The sequence below is a fragment of the Emticicia sp. 17c genome, assembly GCF_037153985.1.
Classification (GTDB): Bacteria; Bacteroidota; Bacteroidia; order Cytophagales; family Spirosomataceae; genus Emticicia.
Window position 1 is genome coordinate 161,484 of the sequence record NZ_JBBAYI010000008.1, and the last position, 13,699, is coordinate 175,182.

General features: G+C 46.1%; 13 protein-coding genes. 12 read left to right on the top strand and 1 reads right to left on the bottom strand.

Annotated features, from left to right (window positions below; translation table 11 throughout):
• The first annotated feature begins 229 nt into the window (after nucleotides 1-229).
• From WAA15_RS16295 to WAA15_RS16335, 9 genes are read left to right on the top strand one after another with little or no spacing between them, the layout of a single operon-like run.
• Entirely contained in the window at nucleotides 230-922 is a 693-nt protein-coding gene (locus WAA15_RS16295; RefSeq protein ID WP_337043868.1) for a phage tail domain-containing protein, read from the top strand.
• The gene (locus WAA15_RS16300) at nucleotides 907-3,144 is read left to right on the top strand and encodes a hypothetical protein (RefSeq protein WP_337043869.1); all 2,238 of its coding nucleotides are present in this window, start codon (nucleotides 907-909) and stop codon (nucleotides 3,142-3,144) included. The genes WAA15_RS16295 and WAA15_RS16300 overlap by 16 nt, the downstream gene beginning before the upstream one ends.
• A 3-nt stretch (nucleotides 3,145-3,147) precedes the next feature.
• Entirely contained in the window at nucleotides 3,148-4,143 is a 996-nt protein-coding gene (locus WAA15_RS16305) for a hypothetical protein (RefSeq protein ID WP_337043870.1), read from the top strand.
• Nucleotides 4,144-4,150: 7 nt separating this feature from the next.
• A complete protein-coding gene (locus WAA15_RS16310; protein WP_337043871.1) occupies nucleotides 4,151-6,196 on the top strand; it encodes a hypothetical protein in 2,046 nt (681 codons plus the stop codon).
• A 14-nt stretch (nucleotides 6,197-6,210) separates the two neighbouring features.
• Nucleotides 6,211-6,615 (top strand): hypothetical protein, encoded by a 405-nt coding sequence (locus tag WAA15_RS16315; RefSeq protein ID WP_337043872.1) that lies wholly within the window; start codon nucleotides 6,211-6,213, stop codon nucleotides 6,613-6,615.
• 3 nt (nucleotides 6,616-6,618) lie between these two features.
• A complete protein-coding gene (locus WAA15_RS16320; RefSeq protein ID WP_337043873.1) occupies nucleotides 6,619-8,853 on the top strand; it encodes a beta-galactosidase in 2,235 nt (744 codons plus the stop codon).
• Between the two features lie 30 nt (nucleotides 8,854-8,883).
• Entirely contained in the window at nucleotides 8,884-9,759 is an 876-nt protein-coding gene (locus tag WAA15_RS16325) for an N-acetylmuramoyl-L-alanine amidase (RefSeq protein ID WP_337043874.1), read from the top strand.
• Nucleotides 9,698-10,090: a phage holin family protein gene (locus WAA15_RS16330; RefSeq protein ID WP_337043875.1), complete on the top strand. Its 393-nt coding sequence runs from the start codon at nucleotides 9,698-9,700 to the stop codon at nucleotides 10,088-10,090. Before WAA15_RS16325 ends, WAA15_RS16330 begins: the two co-directional genes overlap by 62 nt.
• Complete coding sequence (locus WAA15_RS16335) at nucleotides 10,083-10,472, top strand: hypothetical protein (RefSeq protein WP_337043876.1); 390 nt, start codon at nucleotides 10,083-10,085, stop codon at nucleotides 10,470-10,472. The genes WAA15_RS16330 and WAA15_RS16335 overlap by 8 nt, the downstream gene beginning before the upstream one ends.
• 92 nt (nucleotides 10,473-10,564) lie before the next feature.
• On the opposite strand, the gene WAA15_RS16340 is transcribed toward WAA15_RS16335, so the two are convergent.
• Nucleotides 10,565-10,750, bottom strand: a complete 186-nt coding sequence (locus WAA15_RS16340; protein ID WP_337043877.1) for a hypothetical protein — start codon at nucleotides 10,748-10,750, stop codon at nucleotides 10,565-10,567.
• 232 nt (nucleotides 10,751-10,982) lie between these two features.
• On the opposite strand from WAA15_RS16340, the gene WAA15_RS16345 reads away from it, so the two are divergent.
• From WAA15_RS16345 to csm2, 3 genes are read left to right on the top strand one after another with little or no spacing between them, the layout of a single operon-like run.
• Nucleotides 10,983-11,756, top strand: coding sequence for an NARF domain-containing protein (locus WAA15_RS16345; RefSeq protein WP_337043878.1), 774 nt, complete (start codon nucleotides 10,983-10,985; stop codon nucleotides 11,754-11,756).
• Between the two features lie 4 nt (nucleotides 11,757-11,760).
• The gene (cas10, locus tag WAA15_RS16350; RefSeq protein WP_337043879.1) at nucleotides 11,761-13,290 is read left to right on the top strand and encodes a type III-A CRISPR-associated protein Cas10/Csm1; all 1,530 of its coding nucleotides are present in this window, start codon (nucleotides 11,761-11,763) and stop codon (nucleotides 13,288-13,290) included.
• Nucleotides 13,291-13,294: 4 nt separating this feature from the next.
• Nucleotides 13,295-13,699, top strand: a complete 405-nt coding sequence (gene csm2, locus WAA15_RS16355) for a type III-A CRISPR-associated protein Csm2 (protein ID WP_337043880.1) — start codon at nucleotides 13,295-13,297, stop codon at nucleotides 13,697-13,699.

A 13,699-nucleotide genomic window follows, 5' to 3' on the forward strand; every position in this document is an offset into this window, starting at 1 on the left:
TCGGTCTTTAATATTATTACTGGCACTGTTTTTTTCTCAATCTTACTACTTTATGCGTTAAAAGCATTCAATCATTATCAATTTTTATTTAAAGGCTATTTTTTTGGTCTTGCTTTATTATTAAATATGCTTTCAGCATCCCCCCCCTTCACCCCTCAAAAAAAAAATTCTTAATTTATACTTATATTATAAGTATAAATATTATATTTGCATAACCATTATCCACACAATGCCCGAAGAAACTTTCACTGAAACCACAGGTGTAGAAGCTGCCCTGTTGTATAAAATTGATGGAGTCGATTTCCTTCATTACGGCGTATATGTGAGTGCCTCAAAAGGCATCGTTGATATGCCCTCGCTCAAAGAACCACAAACCGTCGATTGGCCCGGTAGCCACGGCACAGTAGTTGACCTGAGCGCACCACGCTACAACGCCCGCGAAATTGAACTCGAATGCTTCATGAGGGCTTCCGGCAAGCTCGATTTCTTCCAGAAAGCCCGCGCCTTTATCGAGGTTTTTCAGAAACCCCGCTTGCGTAAGCTCGAACTCGTCATTGCCAACAAACCCCTCATTTACATGGTGTATCTGCCAGAGGGCATTGCCTTTGAAAAACAATGGCACACACAAGAGATGTTCGGCACTTTTACGCTGAAACTCGTTGAGCCTTCGCCAGTTAAGATGCTCCTGAAAACCACCACCACAGAGCCAGAACAGGAAATTGAGCTTGAGTTCCATACCCAAAACCCGATAGACATTTACTGGGGCGATGGCTCCTCGACCCTGAACGCACTCGGCCTGAACCTCACCAAATCACATACCTATGCAGTCGCAGGCACTTATTATGTGCTGTTTTGCGGTGTCATTGAAAACATTACGGGGTTTTCGGGCCCAAACACTGAAATCGTATGGAGCAAATACTAATTTACAGTTCGCCCTTTGTTGCTGAACCCATCAATAGCCACAACCACGTAAGTGTCATTACCAGTATCGAACACAAAAAAGTGCTATTGGGCGAAGACGTAATAAACATGACCGTCGAGTCGGCAACGGTCAGAAACTTTGCCATTGGCAATTACATCCAGCTACCCGGGCTTTCAAGGTATCGGCTCAACCAGTTACCCAAAGTAAGCCGCCTCGGTGAGCGCAAATACCAGTACGAACTCGTGTTTGAAGGCTTGCAGTACGACCTCCTGCGGGTGGCCTACCGCAACACCGACCCCAGCACGTTCAATACATCGGCTGATTTTACCCTTACCGGAAATCTGGAAATGTTCCTGAACGTACTCATCAACAACCTGAACCGTATTTTCGGCGAAGACACATGGGCTTTGGGCGATTTCCCGACAGGCACAGCCACCAAAAATCTGGTTTTTAATAACGAAAACTGTCTGGCCGTACTCCAGCGGCTTTGCGAAGAATACCAGTACCAGTTTGTGTTTCAGGAAGGAGCCCCTCAGAACAAACTCCACATCAGAAACGTAGGCGTGCCGCATGATTTTACGTTCAGGTATGGGCAGGGTAAGGGTTTATACCAGTTAGCCCGCGAGAACGTCGACTCCCAGAATATCATCAACACCCTTTGGGCCTACGGGAGCGATAAAAACCTGCCCGCCAATTATAAAAACTATACCCCGCGCCTGCGTGTAGGCGCAGGGCCTGATATGCCCATTCTGGACATCGACTCAATTACCAGTTATGGCACATTCGAGGGCAGCGTTACCTTCGACGACATCTACCCCCACCGTGTAGGCACGGTATCGGGCATTGTGGAAGCCAACCGGCGGCAGTTTGTAGATGCGGCCATGGATTTCGACCTCAAGGAGAAAGACACCGCCGGCAACACCCTGTACCTGATAGCAGGCAATGCCGCCAAAATCAGGTTTAATTCGGGCAATCTGGCGGGCTATGAATTTGAAGTCGAAGACTACCAACACAGCAGCCGCACCTTTACCATCAAGCCCAACAAAGATGCCAAAGGGCTCGAAATGCCCTCGGCCACCGAGCTTGCCTTTCAGATACAAACGGGCGATACCTACGTCATTCTGGACATCACGATGCCGCCCGTTTATGTACTCAATGCCGAAAACACCCTCGAAGCCAAAGCCATCGAGTTTCTGAACACCCGCGCTGTGCCTACCGTGAAGTATAGCCTCGAAATTGACGAGTTTTACCTGAAATCGTTAACCACGGCAACCAATGTTTTTGAAGTAGGCGACACCGTGAAGATTCAGGATGATGATTTAATGATTGATTCCCGCATTAAAATCACCGAGTTTACCCGTAACCTGCTGCGGCCGTATCAGTACACGCTCACCATTCAGGAGTCGCCACAGACGAGCCTCATCCGCCGGATTTTCGTGCAGAACAAGGTTATTCATAACGTGCTGAGATTCAATGGCCTCGAAGACCCCGTAAAGGCTAAAACCGACTGGCGGAGCCACACGCAGATAATAGCCGAAATTCCTGAGTATGTAAACAATACGCCTCAGTTGCCCATCGGAAGCAACGCCCAGCAGGTGTCTATTGGTAACAGCGGCAGCGAAACCAAACTCTACGGCGAGTTTGCCCTGCAAGCAGGCTTGATGAGTTTTTATGAAACAGCAGAAAACCCCGTCGGGATTTCGGTGCGTAATCAGGCAAACGACGAAATCGGTTTCTTTCAGCTTGATAACACACAAGCCCAATGGACAACCGACAAAGGGCTTAAATCTGAGGGCAATAATACGCTTGGCTCTGATGCCTCAACCACCGAAGTAAAAGGTAATTTCAAGCTCAGAAACACCAGCAATTTCACGGGCGATTTCCTGATTGCCGAAAACACCGACAACCGCTCGTACACGTTCCCAGACCAGAACATTGTTATCAACGAGTGGGGCGACCTCAGCAACAAACCCGATAATTTTAAACCTGACTCAAGCTATTTCAGAACCGATTATGGCCTGATTGGATTATTGGACGGAACAAACAAGGTGTTTCAGACCTCTGACAACTTTGTGGCAGGCTCAACGCGGGTCTATCTCAACGGTGTAAGGCAGTTCAAGGGCGAAGGAGCCGATTACACCGAAACCGGCAGCCACGAAATTACTTTTGCCCTAGCACCCGACACCAACGACACACTAATAACCGACTTCATAAAGCAATAACAAATGGCAACTTCAAAAATCAAAAAACGGCAGATTGAAAACCTCGCCATCGACAATTCAGACATCGCCTCTGGCGCAGCCATAGCCACCAGCAAACTGGCCGATGGTGCCAACTTCATCAAGAAAGACGGCAGCGTAGCCTTTACCGGAGACCTCGACATGGGTACACGGAAAATCACTAATCTGGCTGCACCCGTAAGTGCCAACGATGCCGCAAGGCTCATCGATATTCAGAACACACAGGCGGGTTTATCGGGTAAAGAGAGTGTGCGTGTAGCTACTACCGTTAGCATTACGCTTTCGGGTACACAAACCATCGACGGCGTTTCGGTTGTGGCCGGCGACAGGGTGCTGGTTAAAAACCAGACCACCGCCTCCGACAACGGCATTTATGTATGTGCTTCGGGTGGATGGAGCCGCGCAGCCGATGCCGACACCGCCGGAGAGCTAAAAGCCGGAAGCTACGTATTCGTAACCGAAGGCTCTACCAACGCCGATTCGGGCTGGGTTCTTTCGACCGACGGGGCCATTACCATTGGCTCAACGGCTATTAACTGGACACAGTTTTCGGGCGGTGGGCAAATTGTGGCAGGGGCGGGGCTTACCAAATCAGGCAACCAACTCGATGTGGTTTCGGCCAATACGGGCCGCATTGTGGTTAACTCCGACAGCATCGACCTCGCCACCACAGGCGTAACCGCCGGAACCATTCAGGGCATAACCTTTGATGCCTACGGGCGCATAACGGGGGCAAGCAACCAGAGTTACCTCAACATGAGCAACCGTGTCACCCGCGAAACCCCCGCAGGCACTAAAAATGGCAGCAATTTTACCTTTACACTGGCCTACACGCCCGTAACGGGTTCAGAAGAATTATTCCTGAACGGGGTGCTGCAAGAACCAGGCGTAGGTAACGATTACACCATTTCGGGGCTTAACATTACTATGGCCGTAGCCCCCGCCACCGACGACAAAATAGTGGTTTCGTATTTCAAATAACAAGTAAATGGCAAGGACAAACGTCAAAGGAACACAGGTATCAGATGGGTCAATCACCCGCGACGACCTCAACACCGCCACCGCAGGCAAAGCTGTTATTACCCGACTGGCCGTAGGCGACGGCCTCAGTATCAGCAGCAGCACAGGAGCCGACACCGGCACGGGCAATGTTGTTATCGGGGCAGATATGACCTACCTGAATACTCAGTTTCCGAACTTTAATAGTACAAAGCCTCAGAATCATGTGTTTGCAGCACCCGGCGTGGGCGGAAACGGCACTCCGGCCTTCCGTGCGCTGGTAGCGGGCGATATTCCCGCCCTGCCAGTATCAGGAGTTACAAACCTGCAAACCCTGCTCGATGCCAAAATCAGCGGCAGCGGCACATCGGGCTACCTAAGCAAATACACAGGCACTGTAAGCCACGGCAACAGTGTTTTGTATGAAACCGGAGGCGGCAACGTTGCAATTGGCGGAACCGCCGCCAGTTCAAAACTGAGCTTCGCACTTTTCTGGGATAATAACAATGAAACGGTAGGGCTTAATTTCGCGCAAGGATATACCTCAGGCGGGTTACCTGCCTACGGTATTGGCTTTGGGCCTGCCTATACCGAGGGTTATTTGACGTATCGTTCTGGAGTCGGAAACGGCAATGCCTACGGTCATAAGTGGTTTGTCAATAACGTTGAATTGATGCGCCTGCGCGGCGATGGCCGCTTGGGGCTTGGCACAAATCTTCCGGCTTATTTGCTCGATGTAAACGGAACCGGAAGGTTTACAGGTAATGTTACTTTTGCTTCAAATATTGCAGTCGGAACCGTATCGGATGTTTCATCATTAGTAATCAACAAAAAACTTTCCGGCGGAGCTACTTATTTCGGAGTACTGAACGGGGGAGCAATACAAGCTGATGTTACCACGCAAGCCATTTATAACTATACTCAGCTAAATACGCAGGCCGCATCTTTTACGCTTCAATATGCAAAATTATTCAGCATAGGGCTAGGAATCATTGGCGCAAGCAGCAGCATAACAAATGTGTATGGCTACCATGTAGAAAGCACGCTTGCAGTAGGCACCAACAACTACGCCTTTATAAGCGAAATGAATGCCGGTACAGGCCGCTGGAATTTGTATATGCTTGGCACGGCCAACAACTATCTGGCGGGCAATGTCTGGATAGGCACTAACAGCAGCACCTACAAGTTCGACGTAAACGGCACAGGGCATTTCAGTGGCAATGTTACGTTTGATGCAAACGCTATTCTGGCAACCGCCCCCACCACAGGCAGCCATCTGGTAAACAAAACCTACGCCGATTTGAAATTGGCAGCCCCAACCGCAAGTGCCTCAAGCGGGCAGGTTGTAAAATACAATGGTTCGGCCAATACTTGGGCTACCCTCAGCACCGCCGATTTGTCAGACAACGCCAGTCTGGTAAAATACATCAGCAACAACGGCGAACGCGGGCTTTTCATGTACGGCGATGTTGACTATAACTACATAGAATCGTTTCTGTATACCAACCCCGATTCGGGTATTTCGCTGGGGCTGCATGGGTATCTGTTCGACGGAACCAGTAGCACCAAAGAATACGGTATCCAGCTTGATACCGACGGGTATCTGTATCACCTGCGCCTCGACGGCACACGGTCACGTCTGGCTACGGTCGATATGCTTGGTTCGGGTGGTGGTAGCGGCAGCGGTATCTGGAACGGCGGAAGCGTAAGTAACGATATTTATCTGCCAGACTACCAGAAAATTTTCTGGAATAGAAAAACTGATTCGCAGTATACAGCAAGAATGTATTCGAATGATACCCCTGCGCTAAATATACAGTCGCAGGGCAGTATTATTATCGGTGCAGACAAATACCTCGAACTTATAAGTAACAGGAGGCTACCTGGCTATGGCGAAGAAACAGGCGTTTGCATTGATGGCGTAATTATAGACGTGCAGAATGCCAGTATTCTATCGGGCGGATACGCCAAGTTTGCTGTTAGTTTCGTGGGTGGCCCCCACAACAAATTTAAACTCACTTTAGTAGCTGCATAAAACAACCAATAATTATGACAAACAACGAAGCTTTATTAATTGCCGACAATTACGAAATTATTCTGAGTATGACAGGCGTAGACCTCTCTTATTCGCTTGAACTATTAGATGAAGTCAGAAAAACACTTCCCATAAAAGACAAGCTGAACAGTATTTCGGAAATAACCAGAAAAAAAATAGATACAGCCAAAGCCGCACAGCAAGTAAGCGAAACAGAAATTGAGGGAATCATGGCCGAAGGCGAAGCCTCTTACGCCGCTTATCTGGCGCAGGAATTTAACGGCACGTTTCAGCCCATTGACCTGACCCGACTGCCAACCGCCGCCGAGCATCTGGACAGGCGCATCAATAAAGATGGCCTGAGCATTGCCAGAAGTGCCATTTTGTTTTTATCTCTCAAAAACCTTTTAAAAAAATAAGCAATGGCCATTACCAAGCCTGTTTTCAAAAACTTTGTATTAAGCAATTCGGGGTTATACTGCGGTTTGTATTACCGCAAGGTTCTCAGCAAAACCAACGCCGTGGGCGAGCAATGGTATTGGATGCCCACCAACCGCAGCGGAAACATTACCGATATGCGCGCCAATTCTCTGAACGGCTATTATGCCACCGACACCGCCGCACTGGCCAATTATCCGGCGGGGTATACCTTGCTGACAGACAACTGGAGTAGCGAAAAATACATTAGCTATATGTACAACTACCCGTCGGAAAACATTATTGAGGCCAAAAACTGCATCACCGACTGGGTAAACAACATAGGGGCTACCAATGTGCTGATACCCGTTTTTTACAACAATATTTTTAAAAGCTATACCCAGCAGACCGACACCGCCAATTTTAATACCTACTTTGCCGAGTTAGACGGCCTTGTAACTCATGCCAAAAACACAGGCGCAAAGGTGAGCTTGTTTGTATGTATTGACGTAGACGACAACTACGTGGCCGATTTCTGGGGGCTAGACAACAACGAAAAAGACGAATGGGGCTACCCGATACGAATTGCGTATGGGTCGGGGCATCCGTCGCTAGCCAATACCTATGCCACAGGCATAATGAAAGATTTCTTTCAGAAGGTTGTAAACCGATACGCCAGCCTCTTGGGAAACCAGCTTAATTGGGTTACGCCCTTGCTTACGGTGCATAACGAATACGGGTATAATTTCACAAACCAGTATTACCCACCCGGAGCCGATAGCCCTGTGCCACAATACATTGCGCTTTCGGGGTATAGCCCTTCTACCATTGCCGGCTTCAGAAGTTGGCTACCCACCCAATATGCCAACGTAGGGGCCTTGAATACGGCATGGGGAACATCGTACGGAAACTTTGCAGACGTGACAGTACCAACCACCGGAAAAGCCCCATTTGAGGCTTCCCTCGACGACTTCCAGAATATATTTGCCAGCAACCGCGGAAAAGACTGGTACAGGTATCTGTATAAACTGCTGTACGATTTAGCCGCAGACCTGCGCACCATTCTGGCTAGTGCAAACACTACCTACGGCACTAACGGTAAATTAGTGTTGTCGTTCGGGGGGGTATCGCCTAACGACCGCGCCAATATCAACCGTATTTCGTGGGATGTTGCCGGATGGAGCAACGTATCGGACGGCCTGAAAACGTGGTTCGGAGCCGACTACCGCGACACCACCAAAGCCATTACGCTCGACTACCTGCAAAACTATGAGGGCAAGATTATGACGGAAATCCATCACATTGATTTCTACGACAACGGAACCGCCACCGCCGACCAGATGCAGGCCAACATGATAAACTACGGAACCACCGCCATACAGAACAACTGCCGCGATGTGCTGTTTATCGGAATGCAGTCGCATGGGTCTTACTACAACATTCTGCAATCGGTCGCAACCGCCCTGAAACCGGAGCTTCAGAGAAGCAACGATGGCGCACGCGTAACAGTAGGCAACATGGGTGTGAGTCTGGGCGAAATACTGGTAAGCGGCGGGCGCATTGCCATCGACAAATGGGTGGCCGCCGGTGGCAGCAATAGCCGACGGGTAAACCTTATCTATGCCAATACCATTAACGCAACAGATAGTTCGTTTCCGGCCACGTTGTCGCTCTTTGACAACCAGACGTATTTTCTGAAACAAAACGACCTGAAAAACAGCGTGTATGGTCGGCTAGCGTCAGAAACAGGCCCGTATAGCCCCTTTCAGCAGGACTACAACACCTACTGCGTGCCTTTTCTGATACCCGCTTTCGGCATTACCTATAAAACAACCGGAAACAAAACCAAAAGCACCATCGAGATTATAGACGAAACAGGCACGGTATGGGTAAAAATGGTGCAGAACTTCGGGGTTAGCAATACCGAGCAAAATGGCAAATATGCCAACAACCACCCTGAGTTCAGGTACATTGCCAACATTACCGAAGATTGCCGTTTCTGGTTGCCTATCAGGCCAACTGGAGGCTACTACGACGTTAAAATTAGCGTATATGATGCCGCTTGTTTATTTGAAGTATACCACGCCGACGTAGGCGCACCAGACCGAATCAATTACAACACCGTTGTGGGTGCTGGTAGTATAAACACGTATAGAATTAACCGTGCAAGCATGACACAACCCAACATTAACCAACGCGTAATTAAAATAAACTGTAACCGATACGCTGGCACAGCGTAAAACAGCCACCGCACAAAAATCCACACACACATGATATTTTTAACAGCAGGACACCACCGCAAAGATGCCGGAGCGGTCTTTAATGGCCGCAAGGAAGCCGACGAAACAATTAAACTCAGGAATGCCATTACAGCGCATTTGCAAAAACAAGGCGTTGAAGTCTGGAACGACGCTGACGAATGGGATTTGAGCCAGACTATTGCCGAAATCAAAAAACTATCAAAGCCAAACGACACAGTGTGTGACCTGCACTTTAATGCAGGTAGCACCACTGCCACAGGCTGCGAGGTTTTTGTACCTGACGATGCCACCACAGAAGAACTCAATCTGGCACAAAGGCTCGTAGAAAACATAGCCAGTTTGTTAATGATAAAAAACAGGGGTATCAAACGCGAAAGCAACAGCCAGCATAAAAAACTAGGCATGATGCGCCCGCAAGGCAAAAACGTACTGATTGAAGTCTGTTTTATATCTAATGTAAACGACATGAAAAACTACGATGCCTGCTTTCCGTATCTGGTCGAAACCATCGCCCAGATACTCGGCGGCCTGACGTTCGGCAGTTCGGTACCTAATACTTCGCCACCCAACAACCCAACGGTTCGACGCTCGACAGTCCACTTGGCTGGTCAACACCCATTCAATCAACAAGTAAATCAAACATCGCCCAACGGTTCAACCACATCGGTATTCCAAAATGAAATCCACACTCATAAAACTCGAACAACAAATAATGAATCATCCTTATATGATTTCATTGTTAACACTACTTTCAGCCTTGCTGAAATTCATCGTACAGTCATGGCAGGTAGATGGTATCCTGTTTATCATGCTGTTTTCCCTCATGGGGCTCGACACCTGCACGGGGGTAAAACTGGCCCGCAAAACGCATACTTACGATTATAAGCTGCTCAGGGAAAAAACCATTAAAAAAGCCCTGGGCTACATTATTTTCCTGATAGCCCTCTGGATTTTCACGATGATGCTCTTCCTGATAAACATCAAAGACGGCGTGCCGTTTATTGATAGCTATTACCTGAACATCCCGATGATGACCACCATTCTGTTCTTTGCCGGCATCGAGTTCCTGTCTGTGCGCGATAACCTCGCCCAGACCTACGGCATTAAAACGCCCACATCGGTTACCCGAAAAATAGAAACCTTTATTGCCAGTGGTGGCGAAGCTCCCCAGAGCCTTGATGCTGCCCCAAAACCCGAACCACATGAGCATGAATAAACTCAAAACAGGCTTGTATCTGGTGCTGGTAGTGGCATCGGTAGCAGGCACAGTCTGGGTGCAGCGGGCATTCAGGAAAATCAGAGAACGCGATGATTTCGCTCGGCAAAACAAAGCCTTGCAGGTACAGGTAAATACCCTTGCCGACTCCGTAGCGCGCTATAAAGAGCTAGCCGCCAAAGCCTATATTGAGCAAAAAAACGCCCTAGAGTTACAGGGCATCAAGCAAGACCAGATACAACTGTTGCAAGGGCTGATAAAACCCATGCGCGACACCGTTCTGGCCGCCAGCAAAGCCCGCCTGAAAGCCGAAGCCGCCCTGCTCGAATGCCAGAAACAATCAGACCGCCAGCGCACTGGGCGGTCGAGGCGTGGGCCATGAAGCAAAGCCTTTCGTAAGCGAAAAACCTTTTAGAAAATAGTTTATTTGGAGAAACCACCAAACCACCACTCCTTTGGGGTGGTGTGTTTTTTTTAACTCAACGCTATATCAATACTCTGCGGGAACTTATGCGTTATTTCCATCGAAGTATTCTTTACCCGCAGAACCACAAATTCCTCGGTGGCATCCACCATAATTTCCTTTCCGTCCTGAAACACAATATAAAATTTTGCCCAGCCAGAGTCGGGGTCTTGTCTCATTTCAATCGTTGGCATCATGGTTCAATGGTTTTAAAATCGTGAAAAAATACAATACGATAACCCATATAGGTTGGGTTTGGGGTGGGGGTAAAACAAGCCTCTATAACAGCCCCCCGCTGCAATTAACTTTTACAAAGTTCTGAAAAAGCACCTTAAAATAAATACTTTTCCGAAAACTTGCAAGGAATCAGGCTTTTACTTTAATTGCCCCGCTTAACAAAACAACTGTTTCGGCAACCCGATACAAGCTATGACACCACTCTTTTTCACAACCCCACTGCGTACTCCCACGCCTGTATTTTCAATAGTAAAAACATTGGGGCTGCTGTGCCTTTGCGTATTACTATGTTCGGAAGCACCCGCCCAAAAGCGAGATTCAGACTCCGTAAAAATAAGTCGGTACGACAATGAACTCAGAGAAATAAAATACTTGAAAGAAGATATAAGCCGCCTTCAGGAGCGCGTGAAAGATGCAGATGAAAAAATAAAAAGCTATGAAGGTATCTTTGATAATATGCAACCTGTCTTGGGGTTTATAACTATCGTAGTAACATTGCTTGCGGGGTACTTCATAACATTATTTGAGGGAGTCAAGAAAAAAGTTGACGATAGGATTGCAGAAGCTATCAGGCAAGAAAGCGAAAACCTATATAAAATATACGAAGGAGTAAAAAAAGAAGTAGAAATTTATAAGAAAAAAATATTGGTTTTTACATCTTACGGCGTTCCAGACGACAACCTCAAACATTTGCTACGAAGTAATAATTTCAGGTCAATCGAGTTTCAGAAATTCGATACGAATATCAATGCGGCATCTTATGACCTTATCATTTTTACTGAACCAATTGATATAGACCACATTCAGCAATTCATCAAGACATCATCAAGCGATGTGAAATATTTTTATTTCGGGAGCCAATTCTTTAAAGATGATTTAGCCAAAAGTTTTAAATATCATGTAAGTAGTTCAAAGTTTCCCTCACAGATTATCGGCAATATCATGAATCTTTTAAAATACAACTAGCCCAATGCCCGAAAACACGCAAAATAAATTACTGGTGAAAGGAGACCTCTCGGGTATTCAGGAGTTTATTTTTAATACCAAATCGAAAGGAGCCGCCAAAACCCTGAAAGGAAAATCTTTCTATGTCCAGATACTGGCCGACCTCGCAATTGTCTATATAAAGAAAAAACTAGACGGGTATCAGATTACCGAGATTTATAATGGTGGAGGTAATTTTTTCTTATTAATACCAGACACCCCACCAATAAAAGAACAATTAGCCAATATAGAAAAAAATATAACTCGTGAACTGAAAGAAAAAGGCTTAATGTTAATTCTGACATCTGTGAGCTATCTGGAAGAAAAAACTTTCGGCGAAAACCTGCAAATGCTTAACAAGAAAGCTCTCGAAAAATCATTGAACCGTTTTTGTAACATACAAGATGCCCACTCATTACTGTTCTTGCCCGAGAAAACAATCAAAGATAATGAAGATTTTGGTAAAGAAATAGGTGAGAAGATTATCAAACAAACGCCTACAAATCAGATAATTACTCATTTTGACGAAGTATTCACTTTGCAAAAATATCCGCATTGGATTAATTCAATCAACTTGCAAGTACCCAAATGGCGTGCCGAATTAAAAACTATTTTTTCTGCAATTGATACTGATATTGAAACAGGCGAACATAACGAAGTAGTAAGTTTCGAGCACCTCGGTTTATTGGCTAAAAGCAGAACCGGTACTGATAACCTCGGTATTTTAAAACTAGACCTTGACGGCCTCGGTACAATTATCAGAGATAAAGTTAAGACCATCGAAGAAAACAAAAACCTCTCTGAGTTGCTTTCGGCTTTCTTCAATACAAAACTAAAAAAACTTATCTCAGAAAAAACTCTACCAGAAAGCACAGCCGCCTATCGGGACAACGTTTCTGTTATTTTTGCAGGAGGCGACGACGCCTTCATCATAGGTGCTTGGGATGCCATGATACACCTTACAACCCTGATACAAGACGAATTTGAATCCTTTTTTAATGCACATACATTGCCATTCTTAGGAAACAACAAATTCACGTTTTCAGCAGGGTTGGTATTTGTATCGCCAACATTTCCGGTAAGTAGTTTTGCCATTTTAGCCGAAGAAGCCCTTGCCAAAGCAAAAAAATATCCCCAAAAAAATGCCCTTACCATCTTTAACTATACCATAGAATGGGAGCAATGGAAATGTGTAATTAAAGAAACAAAAGAGATATCAGAAGCTGTAAAAAACAAAACAATATCAAGAAGTATTATTGCCCGCCTGAAAAGAATACATCTGGTATATGAAGAAGTCAGGTTGAAAAGGTTTCAGATTACCACTCTTACCCGATTTATCTATGAGTTAAGAGCCGAAAAACCCAACTCAAGAGGGAAATACTTTACCGATTCTCTAAAAGATAAATATAAAGAATATCTTGATGAAGCCTTAAAAAAAGAGGGGCAACCAAACGCAATTCTGGTATTGCCTATTGCTGCCCGCCTAGCCGAATTTACCACCCGAAACCCCAAATAAGCCCATGAGCGACTACAAAAAAAATAATAAAGAAGAAATAGGATGGTTCCTGAAAAATAATCAGGAAAAAATTCTGACTATATCATTAAAAGATGAGGAACTAATACCCTTCATGAATGACTTGGAAGATTTTGTCAAAAAAGATGGTAAATACCTTTCAAACGGTCAGGTGAGGGTCATATTTGAGCTTATAAACGAAACCACTAACGTGCAGGAACTCCAATTGGCTAGACCCAAAATAGCCTTTGTAGCAGCTAAGCAGATTAATAATTCCACCCGTGAACTAATCAACAAGTTTCTTGATTTGCTGGCTCACGCACAAACCAATGAGCAGCAAAAAAGCGTAAAACGTTTTATGACCTCATTCTTACATTACCATAAGTTTTTTCACGGCGATAAAAAACAATAA